This is a genomic window from Geomonas diazotrophica (genome assembly GCF_019063885.1).
In the GTDB taxonomy this organism is placed as follows: domain Bacteria; phylum Desulfobacterota; class Desulfuromonadia; order Geobacterales; family Geobacteraceae; genus Geomonas; species Geomonas diazotrophica.
In genome coordinates, this window is the sequence record NZ_CP077684.1 from 2,725,363 (window position 1) to 2,742,263 (window position 16,901).

A 16,901-nucleotide genomic window follows, 5' to 3' on the forward strand; every position below is an offset into this window, starting at 1 on the left:
CTCCTATGCGCAGATCTCCAGAAGTGCTTTGAGGTCGGTGACCCTTTCCATCTTGTAGGCGCCGATGCCGCGGTTGCAGATGAAGAGCAACCCCTTGTCGCGCACCTTCTTGTCGTGGGAGAGAGCCTCCACGTACTTTTCCGACGGGAAAGCGGGGAGCTCGGCGGGGAGCCCCAGTGCGGCGATGAGCGCTTCGATCCGATCCCGGTCGGCCTGGTTGCAGTAGCCCAGTTGCTGGGAGATCTTCGCCGCCTGAACCATGCCGATGGCGACCGCCTCGCCGTGCAGGTAGGTGGTGTATTCGGTGAGGGTCTCGACGGCGTGCCCCAGGGTGTGCCCGTAGTTCAGGACGGCGCGCACCCCCCCTTCCCTCTCGTCCACCGCCACCACCTTGGCCTTGATGGAGCAACTGCGCGCGACGGCCTGGATGAGGGCCTCCTTGTCGCGTGCCAGGAGCAGGTCGACGTTTTCCTCGAGGAATCTGAAGAAGTCGCCGTCCAGGACGGCACCGTACTTGACGATCTCGCCCAGCCCGGCACGGAACTCCCGCTCCGGCAGCGTGCCCAGGGTCATCACATCGATCAGTACTGCCTTGGGCTGATAGAAGGCGCCGATCAGGTTCTTGCCGCGGGGGTGGTTGATGCCCGTCTTGCCCCCTACGCTCGAGTCGACCTGGGACAGAAGCGTGGTTGGGAGTTGCACGAAGGGGATGCCGCGCAGGTAGCTCGCGGCGGCGAAGCCGGCCATGTCCCCGATCACCCCGCCTCCCAGGGCAAGGATGAAGGAGCCGCGGTCGAGCGAGGCGTCCACCAGGGCGTCGTAGATCAGGTTCAGCGTGGCGCTGTTCTTGTGCGCCTCACCGTCAGGGAGCGATACCAGGAGCACATGGTACCCTGCCGCCTCCATGGAGGCGCGCACGGTTTCGTAGTAAAGCGGTGCCACGGTGGTGTTGGAAACGACGGCCGCGGTGCCGGTGAGCCCGAGATCGCGGCAGAGGGTGCCGACGGTCCCCAGTATCCCGGCGCCAAGCTGAATGTCGTAGCTCCGTTCTCCGAGTGCCACTTTTATCTGTTGGACGTTCACAAAGACCCCTTACAGTAATCCAGTACTTGCTCGACGACCGCGGCGATCTCCTTGCCGGTGGTGTCGATCCGGACGTCGGCATCGGCGTAGAACTGCTCGCGGCCATCCAGCATGGTACGGATCTTCTGCACCGATGCGTCGTCCGCCAGCAGTGGTCGCTCGCTGTCGCCGCTTACCCGCTGTGCGATGGTTTCCACACTGGCGGTCAGATTCACGATGCAGCCGTGGCTGCGCATCACGGCCCGATTGATGGGCGCGATCACCACGCCGCCTCCGGTGGAGACCACCTGGTCCGAGCCGGTCGCCACCCGTTCCAGGGTTTTGGACTCCAGTGTCCGGAAGCAGGGCTCGCCCTCTTCGGCGAAGATCTCCTTGATGCTCCGCCCAGCCTCCTGGACGATGACCTGGTCCAGGTCGACGAAGGACCACCCCAGCCGCTGCGCCAGCACCTGCCCGACGCTGGTCTTGCCGCACCCCATGAAGCCGGTGAGAAAGATGTTTTTCAAAGGACGATCCCTCTAGACTAGGTTCCCTCTCCCCCTGGGAGAGGGTGGCCGGAGGCCGGGTGAGGGCGCCGCTCGATCGCACGGCCTGACGCTGATGCAACTCCCCTCACCCCGACCCTCTCCCAGGGGGAGAGGGGGTGCTGGTATCTTTAGAATTCCCGCAGGTACTCGATGTACGACGAATAGTTCCTGGCGGTCTCGGCCACTGAGTCGCCGCCGAACTTCTCCATGAAGGCGTTGGCGATCTCGACGGCGACGACGGCCTCCGCAACCACCGAAGCCGCGGGTACGGCGCAGCAGTCGGAGCGCTCCACGGTCGCCTCGAAAGGCTCCTTGGTCAGGATGTCCACCGACTTGAGCGGCGTGTACAGGGTCGGGATCGGCTTCATGGCGCCGTACACCACGATCTCCTCGCCGTTGCTGATCCCACCCTCCAGGCCGCCGGCACGGTTGGTGGTGCGGTAGAAGCCGGTCTTCTCGCCGCGCGCCATGCGCTGCTCGTCGAAGTAGATCTCGTCGTGCACCAAGGACCCCGGCAGCCGCGCCGTCTCGAAGCCGGCTCCGATTTCGACCCCCTTGAATGCCTGGATGCTCATCACGGCCGCGGCCAGACGCGCGTCCAGCCTGCGGTCCCACTGCACGTGGCTCCCGAGGCCCACCGGCACACCGGTCACCCTCACCTCAACGACGCCCCCCAGGGTGTCGCCGACGGCCTTGGCGCGGTCGATGGCCTCGATCATCTCCACCTCGGCCTTGGCGTCGTAGGTGTAGACCGGCGAGGAGGCGATCGCTTCCTGCAGCGCCTTGACGGAGAGCTCGGGACGCTCCGCCTTCACCCCTCCCAACTCGACCACGCAGCCGGTCACGGCGATGCCGAACCGGGCGAGATACGCCTTGGCCACCGCCCCCACCGCGACGCGGACCGCGGTCTCGCGGGCGCTGGAGCGCTCCAGGATGTTGCGCACGTCGCTTTGGGCGTACTTCATGGCGCCGGGGAGGTCGGCGTGTCCTGGCCGGGCGCGGGTGACGCGGATGGAATCGTCGCGGTGTTCGGCGTCGACCGACATCCGCTGTTCCCAGTTCACCCAGTCGGAGTTTTCCACCACCAGGGTGATCGGGGAGCCCAAGGTCTCGCCCCAGCGTACGCCCGAGCGGATGCTGGCGCGGTCGGTCTCGATCTTCATGCGTCCGCCGCGACCGTACCCCCCCTGCCTGCGGATGAGATCGGTGTTGATGTCTGATTCGTTGAGCTTGAGCCCGGAGGGGACCCCTTCGATGATGGCGGTCAACTGCGGCCCGTGAGACTCCCCCGCGGTAAGGTATCTGAACATGCCTACTCCTCGTGTTTCTAATTCAACGCCCCGGCCGGGCTAGGGTCCGCCTGCGCGTCGCAGCGGATATTAGCAGCAAATCAGGCCACAGGCAAAACAATATGACCGGATAAACGAAAGCCAGGATCGTCCCCTGGCTTTCGCATACTTCTGGTTATGGTCGGTACGGCTACTTCGCCATGAATTTCTTCTGTGTCTCCACGGTAAGGTTCGCCTTGGTCTCAGCCGACATCATGCTGCCCGAGAAAAGGTACTGGCAGTTCTTGTCGACGTAGAAGACGACCGGTTCTTTCCTGATGCCGATCACGACTTCATAGAGGCCGGCATAGGGCTTCTCGGAGATCTGCAGCACCTCGAAATCCATCGGTACGAACTTCTTGATGGTTTCCTGTACCTGCTCCTTGGCGGGAGCCTTGGAGCAGGCGGTAAGGGTCATGGTGATGAAACAAAGAACCAGCAACTTCTTTAACATCAAAACACTCCTGAAAATCAGATTCCGCAGGCAAACCTACTGCTGCACGCTCTCTCTGGCCGGTGCCGCCACCCGCAGGTTGCGCAGGCGACGGAAGAAGGCGCCGACCGGCAGGAGCAGCAGGACCAGCGGATACTTCACCGCGAAGATGAGCGGGGTGAGCGCCCAGCGGGTCAGCATCCTCAGGAAGCCGTGCTCGTAGATGAAGTCCGCGATCGGGGGGCTGTTCTTGTAGTAGAAGCGGACGAAGGCGCGGCCGGGTTCGGACTTGAGCAGCACGTTGTCGCGGAAGTGCCTGAGCACCACGACCTGCGGATCGAGGTAGCTGCCGTATGCGGCGGTCGCGATGAAGCAGCCGCTCTTGCCGGCGGAGGAAGCCGGAGGGGTGTTGGTGCCGGTATCGCCGCCGCCGGTGGTGCCGGTGCTCCCCACCACGATGGGATCCTGGATGAAGCCCGGCCTGGTGTCGGAGTCCTGGGTCACATCGTTGTCAGTGATTGCAAAGGTGACCTTGTTGCCGCTGCGGGCGAAGGGCGTGATCTGGGTCCAGGTGCCGTTGACCACCTTGTAGAACACAGGGGATGCCGGCAGCGAGTTGTAGGTCACGTCGACGTAGACGGTGCCGTTGGGTACCACGTTGTCCAGACGGATGTTGATCGCCGAGCTGATGGTGAAATCGGTGAGGCTGACCGGCTTGGACTTGCCGATGAAGACCACGTCCCCGTCCGAATAGGCGACCGCGGTGGTCCCGGTAGTCCCGGTTGTACCGTTGACCGCCGCTACGGAACTGACGCCGAAACCGGTCAGGGTAAGCGGATAGGTCGTCAGGTTCGAGTCGGTGATGTTCAGGGTAGCGTTGTAGGCCTTGACGGCCTGCGGCGTGAACTGGATGCTGACCGGAACGGACTGCCCGCTGCCCAGGATGTAGTTCTGCTGTGTGCTTCCCTGGAAAGCGCCGGCATCGGTGCTGGAAATGGACTGGATGGTGACCGGGGTGGATCCGTTGTTTTTCAGCATCACGGTTCCAGACGTTGTGGCGCTGCCGGTCAATTTGCCACCGAAGGCGTAGGAACTGATCGGCGTACCGCTGCCGTCGGTGAAGACCACCGAGCTGGAGACGACACCGGAGTTGTTAACGGTGATGGTGAAAAGCTTGCTGACGGAAGAACCGTCGCTATCGGTCAACTGGGCGTTGAAGTCGTAGTCGCCGGCGCCCGAAGCGGTGCCGCTCAGGTAGCCGTTGGTGGTAAGGGAAATGCCCGGGGGGAGGTTACCCGAAACACTCCAGGTGTAGGGCTTGGTGCCGCCGCTACCCACCAGTTGCTGCTGATAGGTGGCGCCGGCTGTGACCGGAGGCAGCGACGAGGTGGTAATGGAGAGCGTCGGGTTCACCACGATGCTCAGGTCGCGCTTCGCGACGGCGCCGGTGCCGTCGGTCACCTGAACGGTGAACAACGAGGTACCGGGGCCGCTGGGGGTGCCGGTAAGGTCGCCGGTGCTCGGGTTCAGCAGGATGCCGGACGGCAGGAACGTGCCGGGGACGACGGACCAGGTGTACGAGGGGGTGCCCCCCACCATGGTCAGCTTCTGGGTGTAAGTGGTGCCGACGACGACGGCGGGAAGGCTCGTAGTGGTGATGAAGAGCGCCGGGTTGACGGTTATGGTCAGCGATTTCGTCGCCGTATAAGTTTTGTTGGCGACGGTGTCCGTATAGGTTGCCTTGACGGTCAGGATGTTGGCACCGGAAAGGACAGGCCCGGTGACCGGGGAGGTGATGCTGCCGTCGCTACCGAGGACGAGCCCCTGGGGCACTGCACCTACTGCCGTCCAGGTCACCTGGTCCTTGGGTAGCGTGACCCCGCCGACGGAGGCGGTCAGTTGCTCAGTATACCCCGGGTTCCCCTGGGTCCAGGGAGCCAGGGAGGTGTTGTTGATGGTAAGCGAGGTGACGTTGAGGGTGAACGACTTGGTTGCCTTGTTCCCCGCGTTGTCGGTCACCGAAACGGTGAAGGTATACGTGGGGAGCGCAGCCAGGTCCAGGGTACCGCTGAGGGTACCGGAACCGCTGTTGAGGGTGAGTCCCGGCGGCAGGGTGCCGGAGGTAACAGTCCAGCTGCCGTAGGGAATGACCCCGCCGTTGGCGGTCAGGGCGGTGGCCGGGTAGGCCTGACCTGCCGTACCGTCAGGAAGCGCGGTGGTAGCGATGGACAGCGGTTGGGTACCGACGCCGGCGCCGGAGAGGTAGATGACTGCCTGGCCGCCGTCGGAGTTGAAGACCATCTTGTAGCCGTTGGAGGAGTTACCCGAGTAGGAACCGGAACCGGTCGGGGCAAAGCGGACCGTCATGTCCGCACTCTGGCCCGGGCTGATGGTGACCGGTTTCGGCGTGATGAAGGAAAACGGCAACGCCGGGTCCGTGATGGAGTCGATGGTCAGCTGGGTGTTGCCGTCGTTGCGGATCTTGAACTGCCAATCGGCGTACGGGGTGGCGGAAGCGATGTCGACGTTGCCGAAATCATGCGAGCCGCTCAGTACGGGGTTGCCAAGGCTGTCGGTGATGACCAGCTGCGGCAGGGCGGAGAACTCGAGGAGCTGGCCGTAGATGTCGGAATTGGTGAGCGTACGGCCGTCCTTCCAGACCACGAAGAACTTCCTGAAGTTCACGTCGCCGAAAGCGACCGCAGGGGCCAACTGGTTGCCGGTAGCCACAGTCACGATGGAGTAGCCGCCGGAAAGGTTCCCCTGCGGGTCCACGAACTGGCCGTAGAGATCGATGTTGCTCAGGTTGGCGCTCTGATTCCTGGCATCCTCCCAGACCACCAGGAAGCGCTGGTTGACGTTGTCGAATGCGGACGTGGGAGCGGTCTGGTCCCCGACGGCACTGGAGATGTTGACTCGATCACCGTAAGGGGTGAAACCGGAGAGGTCCATGAGCTGCGCTACGATGTTCTTGCCGCTGTCGGTGCCGCCGTTGTTGTCCTCCCAGGTGACCAGGAGCCGGTTGGTGTTGGGATCGACAGCCAGGGTGGGGCTGGTCGCGCTGAAGGTCTTGGTACCGAACGACATGTCGTTGATGAAACCAAGACCCTGGTTGCGGCGCAGCTTGATCTTGGTCGGAGCATCGTCTTGCGGTGTCCAGGTGAATACGGCGCTCTGGTACACGGCGGTGGTGATACCCCCAACGGTCCCCTTGGTATAGGTGATGGTGAGCTTGACGGTGTTGGTGGAGCCGCTCCAGGCCACGAACACCTCGCCGTCCACGGGGCTGTACGCGAGTTTCGGATGCGACTCGTTCACTTGCACTGCCCAAGTGTCGGTAATGTTCGAGGAGCCGTTATCGGTTATAGACGCAGTCCGGATGGTTTCCGAGACCGACTTCATGTTGGCGAGGGCGCCGGTCAGAGGGTCGACCTCGATGGTGCGGACCAGGTTGTTGTCTGCCGCCGGGACCGGGATATGGGGCACGACGATGGAGTTGATGGCACCGGCCGCGGTGTAGGTCACGTTGTTTTCCGGTACGTTGGCGTCGGTGTCGTGGATCGTGGTATCGATCCAGGCAACCACGAATTTGCCGGTCACCTCGTCGTAGATGAGGTCGGGGTCGTTCTGGTTGATGTCGACGTTGGGGGTGTGGGTGGAGATGGGGAAGTTGCCGCCGATCAGGGTACCGGTCATGCTGACGAACTGCCCGTAGATCTGTCCGTAGCCGTTGCGCGAGTCGGTCCAGACCACCAGGTACCGGCTGTTGTTGGCCGGATCGGTCGTATCGCGGTAGAAGACGACCTTGGGCTGCGACTTGTTGCCGTTGACCGCGGTGATGGCGAAATTGACGGGGTTCGCGGCCATGGTGGTCACGTTGCCCGGCACCCCCTGCCCGAGGGAGTCCGACCCCACCGAGATGGCGCCGTAGATCTGCTGGCCGCTCCTGCTGTCGACGAAGACGCTCAGGTAACGGTTATGGTTCACGGTGTCGTAGGCGACGGCAGGCTGGGACTGGTCCGTGGCGTTGCTGGTGACCTGGAAATCAGTAGCCAGGACTTTGCCCGTGGTTTTACCGCCGGTTGCCGCGGTGCCGGAAGTCTTGCCGGTTTCCCCTGAACAGCTGAGCATCACGGTGCAGATAAGCAACAGCAACGCCCAGAAAATTTTCTTGGAAAATCTCATTTCACACCCCTTCTTAGACATCAATACATGGGACTTGTTTAGGATCTATCCGCCACGGCCAGGTTGGTCTTTGCGACGATGGTGCGTACCTTGCCGTTGCCGCCAGGTTCGGATGCTTCGAAGATGATGTCGACGTAGTACTCGAAAACGGTCGAGCTGCAAAGCGGCATCGGCAGCGTGGTGCGGTCCAGGAGGGCGATCTTCTGTGCGTCGGTGAGGATCGGAACCGAGATGGTCGCGGTGGTACCCGGAGCCACGGTCTGGGACGTGTTCAGGAAGTAGTCGGGAATGTCAGGCGTGGTGGCCCGGTTTACGGGTGTGTAGTGGACAGTGACCTTGCTGATGACCAGGTTGAGAGCGCCCGAGCTGTAAAGCTGGGTCGAGGTGAAATCGACGTCGATAGCGTCGGTCTCTATGGTCCCACCGGTGGAACCGCTCGTGGAGCAGGAGTTCCCCTTTACGACGTCGGACTCAAGTCTCGGGGTCTTCGCTACCGCCGACGCACTCACCGTGGTGAACTCGCCGACTCCCCCTCCGATATCGCCTCCGCCGCATGAGGTCAAAGCGGCCATCATACATACTCCGCACAGCAACAACGCAAACCGTTTAAACATTTGAGTCTCCTTAAAGTACAATCTTCGGCGTAATGAAGATGAGCAGTTCGGTCTTGGTCTTTTGTTTCGAGTTCGACTTAAACAGCCAGCCCAGCAACGGGATGTCGGCCAGGAACGGCACACCGGTGTCGGAGTCGGTGTCGCTGTCGACGTAGATGCCGCCGATGACGGTGGTGTCCCCGTTGGAGACGACCAGCTCGGTGGTGGCTTCCTTCTTGTTGATCGGCGGAGGGGAACCGGTGCCCGGGGAGTTGTTGCTCGCCTTGATCTTCATGCTGACGGAACCGTCTGCGGTGATGTGCGGCGTGACCTCGAGGGTAAGTGCCGCCTCAACGAACTCGGTCTTGGTCCCCTCGGCGGAGGTGGTCTGATACGGGATCGACTGCCCCTGCGAGATCTTCGCGGCCTTGTTGTTCAGGGTGACCACCTTCGGGGTGGAGATGATCTTCACCTGGCCGATGGTGGCGGCCGCCGCGATCCTCATGTCGAGCTGCACGTTGCTGGTGAGCTTGCCGAAGGACATGCCAAGACCCAGCCCGCCGGAGCCACTGGTGCCGGGGCCGGCCGTGGAAACGACGCCACCGAAGGCGGTCTCGACGTTGTTGATGTTGGCCACGGAGGCGGAGGCGTCCTTGTAGGAGAGACCCCACTGCACGCCGAGGTCACGTGTGAAGGTCGAGGTCGCCTCGACGATGCGGGCTTCTATCTGAACCTGCTTCTCGGGCAAGTCCAGGTTCTTCAAAAGGGCCCGCATGTCGTCCAGGGCAGGCTGGATGTCCTTGACGATGACGCGGCTCGTGCGGTCGTCCTTGGTGATGATGCCGCGCTCGCTTTTCAGGATGTTGAACTGCTGGGCGACCTCGCTGGTCGAGGCGTAGTTCACCTCGAACACGGCGGTCTTGAGCTCCATCAGGCGCTCGGAGGCCTTCTTGGCGGCCAGTTCCTCGTCGGCCTGGTTCTGCATCTTGTTACGCGGCTTGATCTGGATGATGTTCCCCTGCTGCACCATGGCGAGCCCCTTGGCGTCCAGGATCACGTCCAGTGCCTGGTCCCAGGGGACGTTGACCAGCTTGATGCTGATGGTGCCGGTGACGTCGTCGGAGATGAGGAAGTTCAGGTTGCTGACCTCGGCGATCAGCTGGAAGATCTTCCTGATGTCCGCGTCGGAGAACTCGAGGGTCACCCTCCTCCCCTTGTACACCTTCTTCAGCGCACGCTTCTCCACGTTTCCGGAGATCTCGGTCACCTGCTCCTCGGAGCGCGCCGGGGCGGCCAGTTCGTCGCCGACCTCGTTCGCCCTGGACCTGGCAACCGGGGCCTGCGGCAGTTTCGCCGCCACGGCCGGTCCGGGGTTCACGATGTCCAAGGTCAGCACGTCCCCCTTGCGGCTGGTCGTGTACTCGGGGCTGCCCTGCACCTTGACGGCGATCTTGGTCACGTACCCCCCTTTGACCTTCACCTGGTAGGGGGTAACCGAAAGGACGGGGGAGCCGAACTTGGAGGTGTCCATGGCGCGCTGCAGCGGCTTGGGCACCTGGCAGTTGCTGATGGTCAGGGTCAATCCCTGGGGTCCGCGCACCGGTTCGCCCGGCTCACAGGTCCCGTGGAGTTTCATCGATATGCGCGAAAGACCGTCGACGATCTTGAAGTCGACCGCCTCCAGCGCGCCCTTCACGTGGCGCCCCGGCAGGACTTCGGTTTTCATGGCGGCTACAGGAGCCGGTTTGACGACCGGAGCAGGAGCCGGTGCGGGAACCGGTGCTGCGGCCGGGACGGGAGCGGGCGCCGCCGCGGCGACCGCCCCTTTCGCCTTCAGCTTGATCTTCACGCCGAGGTCGCTCTTGACGACCTCGAAGCCAGGAAGCCCCTCGCCGGACGCGTCGAGCACCACGCGCACCTTGTCGGGGGTGGACCCGACCCGGGCGTTGGCGACGCCGAAGGCGCCGATGGGAATCACGTTCTGGGCCAGTGCATTCTTCACCTTGAAAAGGTCAACCACGATGCGGTCAGGCTTGGCGAGCTTGAAGGAGTTGAAGGTCTCCACGCCCCCCTGGACCGACAGCTCCACGCCGTCAGCCGTGGTGAGAACCGCGTTGAGCCGCGCTCCGGTGCCGTTCTCGGCCTCCTTTTTCGGGGCCGGGGTCACGTTGCCGGCGGCTTTTTGGGCAGGCGGTGCGGGCGGTTCGGGGACCACCGGCTTCGCATCGCTGACCTTGGCAGGCGCGTCGGCCACCAGGGTCTTCTCCTCGATGCGCGGTTCGGCGATGGGAGCCTCCTTGACCACCACCGGCTCGCTCTTCGCCTCCGCGTCGCGCGGCAGTGTGATCAGGAGCTTGTTTTTGTTGGCGGGGTCGGTGGCGACCGAGAAGTCGACGTCGCGGCTGAGCACGAGGGCAACCCGGGTCAGCACGCTCCCCCCCACCGGCTGGCGCTCCACTTCGATGCGCTTCACGCTGCCGCGGTTGACTTCGACCGACGAAGCTACCGCGCCGGGCTCGGTCTGGGAGATGTCGACGATGATCTTGGCCGGCTCCCCACCCTTGTACGAGGTATAGGTGAGCGGTTTGTCGCTGGTCAGCTCGACGCTGGAACCATCGTCTGACACCGCCACGGAGCGCAGTGTGGCAAAAGCCGCGGACTCTGCCTGACCAGGCTCATTGACGGCCGTCATTCTCTTGACGCAACCGGTAGAAACCGTCAACAGGACGATGAGTGCCATGGCATGACGAAGAATTCTGCTCTGGTACATGGTCATCTGAAACGCTCCTTACCTTTTCTTGGCCAGCGTAAGCACGATGGTTTTACTCTTGCGACCGCTCTTCTCCACGACCTCAACCGTCGAGGCGGTGATCCTGGAGATTCTGCCGTTGGCGTTGCCTATCTGCATACCCACCTTCACGACGTACCCTTTGCCGTTGGGGTCGATCACCAGGGCCTTGTTTTCCCTGAGCCCGGCGATGATCCCGGTGACCTTGAACTTGTTCACCTCGAAGCTCTGGATCGGCAGCAGGTCGGCAGGCGGAGGTCCGCTGGGCCGGGCGCCCTGGCCGGCCGGCGCGACCGGCGCCTGGGGCACCAGCAGCGGCTTGAACGGATCCTTCTTGAAGGAGACCGCGGTACCGACCTTGGCTGCGGACGAGAGCTGCTGCTGCACCGGCGGCGCAGGCTTGGGAGCGGGCGCAGGGGCCGCAGCGGCGGGGGCGGGAGGGGGAGCCGCGGGTGGCTCTTCCTTCTTGCAGCCGGCCGAAAGCGCCAGCAGCAGCATCAAAAGCGGCGTGCTATTTCGGTTTATTGGCATTCGCATTCTTGCTCTCTTTGGGATCGAGGAAACGGAAGGTGGTGGCCAGGCAGTTCACCTTGAGGACGGTGCGCCCGGCGGTTTCCTTGATGTCCATGACGTTGACGTTGGTGATGTTCACGATGCGCGGCAGCTTGCCGACCGCGACGAAGAAATCGGCCACGTTGTAGAAGGTCCCGGAAACGGAGATGTCAACCGGCACCTCGGCGTAGAACTCCTTGGGAACCTCGGGCTTGGGCCTGAACAGCAGGAAGTCGAGTCCCGCCCCCTTGCCGGAGTTGGAGATGCTGGTCAAAAGCGACGGGATCTCCTTCTGGTTGGGGAGTTCGGTCAAGGCGTTGTCGAGGTCACGCTTCAACTGTTCGTACTCCGCCTTGAAACGCGGCAGGTTGTTGGCGATGCGACGGTTCTCGTCGATCTGCTTTTGCAGGTCCTGCTGCTGCGACTTGAGCGCGTCCAGCTCCTGGAGCCTTGGGCGGTGCAGCCCGTAGTACAGGCCGGCCCCCTCGAGGAGCAGCAGCAGTATCAGGAGCGCGACCTTCTCCTTGGTCGGGAGCTTCAGCAACTTCTCTATCTGTGGATCCATGGCAATGCCTCTGATTCAGCTTCTTGGTTTGAGCGCCGCCTGGTAGCGCCGCATCCTGTGCCGGCAAACCCGGCGCTACGGCTTCTGGTCCTTGATCTGGAAGGCCAGCTCGAAACGCTTGTACTTCGTCCCGGCCATTTCCGCCTGCTCGGAGACCACCAGCTCCACGTTGGTGAAGGAGCCGGAGGCCTGCAGCGTCTTCATGAACACCGCGATGAGTTCCTCGCTCATGGCACCGCCGGCGAGCGACACCGCCGACCCGTTCTCGGTGTACTTGGTGAGCCAGAGCTTGTCCGGCACGGATTCGGAAAGTGTGGCGAGCCGCGACGCCGGGCCGGTCTTGCCGCGGCGCAGGCGGTTCAGCACGTCGAGCTTCTTCTTGACGTCGGCCTGCAGCTTCTTCAGGTTGTCGATGACCCCGATCTTGGTCTTCAGTGAGGCGAGCTCGGTCTCCGAGTTCGTAATTTCGGTCTTCACCGTGTTGACCTGGCTGCGCAGGTAGATCCACCAGCCCAGCCCCACCACCAGGAGGGTCACCAGGGCGACCACCAGGATGGCGATCTGCTGGCGCATCGTTTCCTTCTTCTTGGATGCCCGTATCGGGAGGAGGTTTATCTTAATCATTTGTCTCCAGCCCTCCTCGTAGCGAGCCCCATCGCTACCGACATGAGCGGAGCGATCTCCTCAAGGTACCTCGAGTCGAACTCCTTCTCGTTCACGGTGACCCGGGCCAGCGGGTTCAGGATCTCGACCGGCAGCGCAAGTCTCTGCTGCACCGCTTCGATCAGGTGCTGCGTCTTGGCGGCACCGCCGCTCAAAAAGACCTTGGTGATGCGTTCCTCGCCGGCGGTGGAGTTGTAGAAGTCCAGGGAGCGGCGCATCTCCATGGCGATGGTGTCGTTCACCCGTTGCAGCACCTCGCTCAGGCGCGGGTCCTCGGAGTGCCCGGCCGCCAGCTTCATCTCTTCGGCCTCGCCGCTACTGATGCCGAACTGTTTCTGGATCTCCTCGGTGTAGAGGTTGCCCCCCATCTGGACGTCGCGGGTGAAAAGGGAGACCCCGTCCCTGACGATGTTCAGGTTGAAGATGCTCGCGCCGATGTTGACCAGCGCAACCACCTGGTCCGGATCGACCGGGTAGTTCAGCTCGAAGGCGTTCTGCACGGCGAAGGAGTCCACATCGACCACGACCAGCTTGAGCCCGGCCTCCGCGAACACCGAGATGTAATCGTTGATGATGTCCTTCTTGCTGGCGACCAGCAGGACGTTCATCTTGGAGGGGTCCTGCTCGTCGGGGGAAAGGATCTGGAAATCGACGTTAACGTCGTTGATGTCGAAGGGGATGTACTGCTCGGCCTCCCAGTGGATCTGGTCCTCCAGTTCTTCGACCGGCATCACCGGCAGGGAGATCTTCCGGATGATGACCGAGTTGCCCGAGATCGAGCAGACGGCTTCTTTGGCCTTGACGCCGAGGGTGCCCAAAAGCTGCTTGACCGTCTCGACGATGGAAGAGCTGTCCATCAGGGTGTTGTCGACGATCGCCTCGGCCGGCAGCGGCAGGATCCCTATCTTCACCAGCTGGAACCCCCCCTTGGCCGGGCGCAGCTGTACGAGCTTCACCGCGCTCGATCCTATGTCGACCCCTACTATGTCCTTCTTCTTGGAGAAAAGCATCGTGTGGTCCTATCGCTCCTAGTCCTGGAATACCTTGTTTTTGTCGGAGAGGGAAAACCCAAGAGCAAGCAGGATCTTGCGCTTGGTCTCCATCCTGCAGTCCTCACCCCGTTCGATCCGGTCGATGGTGATGGGCGATACCCCGGCCAGCCGTGCCAGCTCGGCCTTGCTCATCAGGCGTTCTTCCCGAAGTTTCTTGACGCTGTTCATGATCATAAGTAGGCACCGCGCGAGACAGACATTGCAAATTTTTGCACACATTCTCATCATTAAAAAGGAAAGTCAACCTTTTATTTAAAGTTATATGTAATTATATTCCAAAGACGCACTTTAACCCGTCTTTGGTGCCTACCTGTCTGCATACGGTTTTCTAATGGGTAGAATGGGGAGATGATACCAATAAAAAAACGAGATGCAATTTAGGAGCTTTTTCTGAGATTCGGGGTGAAGCACCCGCCGCAGCGGCTGGCTTCTCAGTAAGCGTACAGCACCGACAGGCGCGCCTTTTCCCGTGCCGACGGTTCCTCCCGGGCGCCCTGCACGGCAAGGTTGTACATGACCGGTACGTGCTGCGGCCGGACCACCTCGTCCTGGGCCGCAACCGCCCCTCCCGCGTCGAGCAGGTCGAAACCGCTGCGGTCGGTATTGCCCGGGACGGTGTCGACGATCTTGGTGCTGATGCTGAACCCTTTGGCAGGCGGCACACCGGCCAGCCTAAAGGAGAGGTCCGGGGAGCTGGCGGCATCGGCCGAGGAGCGGGCAGCACTGCACTTGTTCCAGGCGCCGGAGGAGAGAAACAGCTTCTGCTTCAGACAGTCGTCCCCGCTGATGTGCAGGTCAATGACGGCGTACTCTCCTTGCAAGGTTGCGGCGTCCACCCCCTGGAAGAGCCGGGGCATGATCTCGCCGGTGAACAGCTCGAGCCCCCCCTGCGCCGCGGTGAGGGAACTGCGGTAGCGTTTCTGGCTGGCGGACACCTGGGTACCGGTCGAAACCAGGGTGAGCAGGGAGAGGGCGATCACCAGTGACAGCACGGTCAGCATCAATGCGGTTATCAGGGCCGCGCCCCGCTCACAGCCGAGGATCTGCATCGCCCCTCCCTGCTACAGGTTCTTGGGCAGCACGGAAATGGCGTACACCTTCCAGCGGTAGTTGCGCCACTCCGGACCGAAGGTTTGCTTCAGCGCCCGCTCGCTCCAGACCTGTCCCGCATCGTCCGGCAACTCCGGGTCTCCCACGACGATGACTCGCGCCGGATCCTCGACCGGAAAACTATAGGACGGGTCCTTTTTCCCCTGCTGTGCCAGGATGTAGACCCTGATCTCGCGGAGTTCCTCGCGCAGCGTCTGTGCGTTTAGCAGGGCGTCCCCCGGCTTCGGGTGGTAGTCTACCTTGCCGTCGGCATTGGTGTCGAAGTACAGCACGGCCTGCAGATCGCCGGCACAATCCAGAATCGGGTACTTGGTGGGGCTTCCTTGATGGTTGATGACCGCCTTGTAGAGGGTTCCGGTGCCCGGGCTGCAAAATGCCGACATCTTGTCGACCTTTCGGTTGATGAAGTAATCCGAGCGGTTGAAGGGAAAGCTCAGCAGCCCCCCGGCGGAGTCCTTGGGGGCGACGCCGTAGACAAGGTAGTGGTCGGTCCTTTCGCGTGGGGAAAACTCGGAGGGGAAAGGGAGTTGGAAGGGGACGGTGAAATTGGTCCCGCTGGTAACCAGAACCCGGGTCGGCCTGCCGGAGACCACCTCGTTCTTCAGCACGATGACGCGGTCCTTGCCGCCGTTTTTCAGCTCCGGCTCCACCCGCGAGGGCCTGGTCACCGAACTGTAGGTAAGGTAACACCAGCTGCGGCACACCGCGCTCGCCCCCAGCGCGGTTCCCTTCAGCACCAGGTAGTCGGAACCGTTGTACCCCACATTGTCGCCGATGCGGTACGGAGTCGGCGCGTCCAGGTGCGGCGCATCGTTGTAGTTGCCGGGCCTGGCATCGGGGCAGCCGCCGGGACAGCTGGTGACCAGTTGCAGCCCCTCCTCGGCCTCCACGTAGTTGAGCCCTTTGGTGCCGCTGTAGGGTAGCCCGAAGCCGGCAAGCTCCAGGTCGGTACGAAGCAACTCCAGCCCGATCATCCCGCCTATGTCCGTTTCGGTCGATTTGCCTATGGCCTTCGAACCGGTCACGATCCTGGCGAAGGAAGCGCTTATCAGCGTCATGGTCACCGAAAAGACCACCAGGGCAACCAGCACCTCCACGAAGGTGTATCCATCCCTCCCTGCCGCCCTCATTCTCCTGCTCTCCTTGTCCTCAGTGCGTAGATCTCATGACGAAGGTTCTCCCCCCGCACCTTCCATGTCACGCTGACCGAAAGACGCTTGGTGTCGCCGCCCCCAAGCGGGCTCGCTTCCTTGCTCACGGTGTAGCTCCAAGGCGTGCCTCCCACCAGCTTCGAAGCGGTCGAGGTTCCGCCGCCGCTGATCGACCCGAACGAGAGTTTCTGCCAGCCGTGCATCTGCTCCTCCGCCACCAGCACCGCCTCCCTGTTGAGCCGGTCTCGCAGGTTGTGCCGGTAGGCCAGGTTGACCGACTGCAGCAGCCCGAGCAACCCCACCGTCAGCACCAGCATGGCCATGAGCATCTCGACCAGGGTGAAGCCGAGGTCATTTGATGGTGATGTTTTCACTGTCGCAGTCATTGCCCCTATCCCTTTTGCCGACGCTGATCCTGGTCGCCGCTATGACGATGCTGTCCACGCCACCGGCGTCCCCGGCGGGGTCCACGCAGATCGAACACCAGTCGTCCGTCACGCCGGTTTCCTTGAAGTCGATGACCGCCCCGCTGCTCCATCCGGATGCGTTGCTGTCAAGAAGGTTCGTCAGTCGAAAGACACGCACCGGCTTCACGCCGCTGTCGCCGTCGCATTGCGAGGAGTAGACCTCGAAGCGTTCGGGGTAGACCCTGACCCGGGTCCCCCTCCTCTGGCAGATCGCCTGCACCCTCGACCGCTGCAACTCCGAGAAGAGCAGGCTGATCTCGGCCTCGCCGCGAGCGCCCTTCAGGTAACGCTGGAAACGGAGCGTCGCCAGCCCGATCAACACCGACGCGATGGCAACAACGACCACCATCTCCACCAGTGAAAACCCGCGTGCTGTCATGCCCCCCCCTATGTGCGACCCTGCC

At 62.5% G+C, this 16,901-nt stretch carries 16 protein-coding genes; all 16 read right to left on the reverse strand.

Features of this window, described 5'->3' with window-relative positions; translation table 11 throughout:
* Positions 1-3: 3 nt before the first annotated feature.
* Positions 4-1,083: a 3-dehydroquinate synthase gene (gene aroB / locus KP003_RS11870; RefSeq protein ID WP_216788478.1), complete on the reverse strand. Its 1,080-nt coding sequence runs from the start codon at positions 1,081-1,083 to the stop codon at positions 4-6.
* The gene (locus KP003_RS11875) at positions 1,080-1,589 is read right to left on the reverse strand and encodes a shikimate kinase (protein WP_239027519.1); all 510 of its coding nucleotides are present in this window, start codon (positions 1,587-1,589) and stop codon (positions 1,080-1,082) included. Before KP003_RS11875 ends, aroB begins: the two co-directional genes overlap by 4 nt.
* A gap of 149 nt (positions 1,590-1,738) precedes the next feature.
* Positions 1,739-2,920, reverse strand: coding sequence for a chorismate synthase (aroC, locus tag KP003_RS11880; protein WP_216788479.1), 1,182 nt, complete (start codon positions 2,918-2,920; stop codon positions 1,739-1,741).
* Between the two features lie 169 nt (positions 2,921-3,089).
* Positions 3,090-3,392, reverse strand: coding sequence for a disulfide isomerase DsbC N-terminal domain-containing protein (locus KP003_RS11885; protein ID WP_216497785.1), 303 nt, complete (start codon positions 3,390-3,392; stop codon positions 3,090-3,092).
* Between the two features lie 36 nt (positions 3,393-3,428).
* Positions 3,429-7,556 (reverse strand): Ig domain-containing protein, encoded by a 4,128-nt coding sequence (locus KP003_RS11890; protein ID WP_216788481.1) that lies wholly within the window; start codon positions 7,554-7,556, stop codon positions 3,429-3,431.
* Positions 7,557-7,594: 38 nt separating this feature from the next.
* Positions 7,595-8,131 (reverse strand): hypothetical protein, encoded by a 537-nt coding sequence (locus tag KP003_RS11895; protein ID WP_236026756.1) that lies wholly within the window; start codon positions 8,129-8,131, stop codon positions 7,595-7,597.
* Between the two features lie 49 nt (positions 8,132-8,180).
* Complete coding sequence (locus tag KP003_RS11900) at positions 8,181-10,925, reverse strand: type IV pilus secretin PilQ (RefSeq protein ID WP_217299637.1); 2,745 nt, start codon at positions 10,923-10,925, stop codon at positions 8,181-8,183.
* A 12-nt stretch (positions 10,926-10,937) separates the two neighbouring features.
* On the reverse strand, positions 10,938-11,468 hold the full coding sequence (locus tag KP003_RS11905) for a pilus assembly protein PilP (RefSeq protein WP_216791966.1): 531 nt from the start codon (positions 11,466-11,468) through the stop codon (positions 10,938-10,940).
* Positions 11,449-12,054 (reverse strand): type IV pilus inner membrane component PilO, encoded by a 606-nt coding sequence (locus KP003_RS11910; protein ID WP_216497790.1) that lies wholly within the window; start codon positions 12,052-12,054, stop codon positions 11,449-11,451. Before KP003_RS11910 ends, KP003_RS11905 begins: the two co-directional genes overlap by 20 nt.
* Before the next feature lie 75 nt (positions 12,055-12,129).
* The gene (locus KP003_RS11915; RefSeq protein WP_216497791.1) at positions 12,130-12,678 is read right to left on the reverse strand and encodes a PilN domain-containing protein; all 549 of its coding nucleotides are present in this window, start codon (positions 12,676-12,678) and stop codon (positions 12,130-12,132) included.
* Complete coding sequence (gene pilM / locus KP003_RS11920) at positions 12,675-13,727, reverse strand: type IV pilus assembly protein PilM (RefSeq protein WP_216497792.1); 1,053 nt, start codon at positions 13,725-13,727, stop codon at positions 12,675-12,677. The genes KP003_RS11915 and pilM overlap by 4 nt, the downstream gene beginning before the upstream one ends.
* A gap of 18 nt (positions 13,728-13,745) precedes the next feature.
* Positions 13,746-13,943 (reverse strand): helix-turn-helix transcriptional regulator, encoded by a 198-nt coding sequence (locus KP003_RS11925; protein ID WP_041248407.1) that lies wholly within the window; start codon positions 13,941-13,943, stop codon positions 13,746-13,748.
* Positions 13,944-14,200: 257 nt separating this feature from the next.
* Positions 14,201-14,818, reverse strand: coding sequence for a pilus assembly PilX N-terminal domain-containing protein (locus KP003_RS11930; protein WP_216497793.1), 618 nt, complete (start codon positions 14,816-14,818; stop codon positions 14,201-14,203).
* Between the two features lie 12 nt (positions 14,819-14,830).
* Positions 14,831-16,009, reverse strand: a complete 1,179-nt coding sequence (locus KP003_RS11935) for a PilW family protein (RefSeq protein ID WP_216497794.1) — start codon at positions 16,007-16,009, stop codon at positions 14,831-14,833.
* Positions 16,006-16,416, reverse strand: a complete 411-nt coding sequence (locus tag KP003_RS11940) for a prepilin-type N-terminal cleavage/methylation domain-containing protein (RefSeq protein WP_216497795.1) — start codon at positions 16,414-16,416, stop codon at positions 16,006-16,008. Before KP003_RS11940 ends, KP003_RS11935 begins: the two co-directional genes overlap by 4 nt.
* A complete protein-coding gene (locus KP003_RS11945; protein ID WP_216497796.1) occupies positions 16,382-16,876 on the reverse strand; it encodes a pilus assembly FimT family protein in 495 nt (164 codons plus the stop codon). Before KP003_RS11945 ends, KP003_RS11940 begins: the two co-directional genes overlap by 35 nt.
* Positions 16,877-16,901 lie beyond the last annotated feature (25 nt).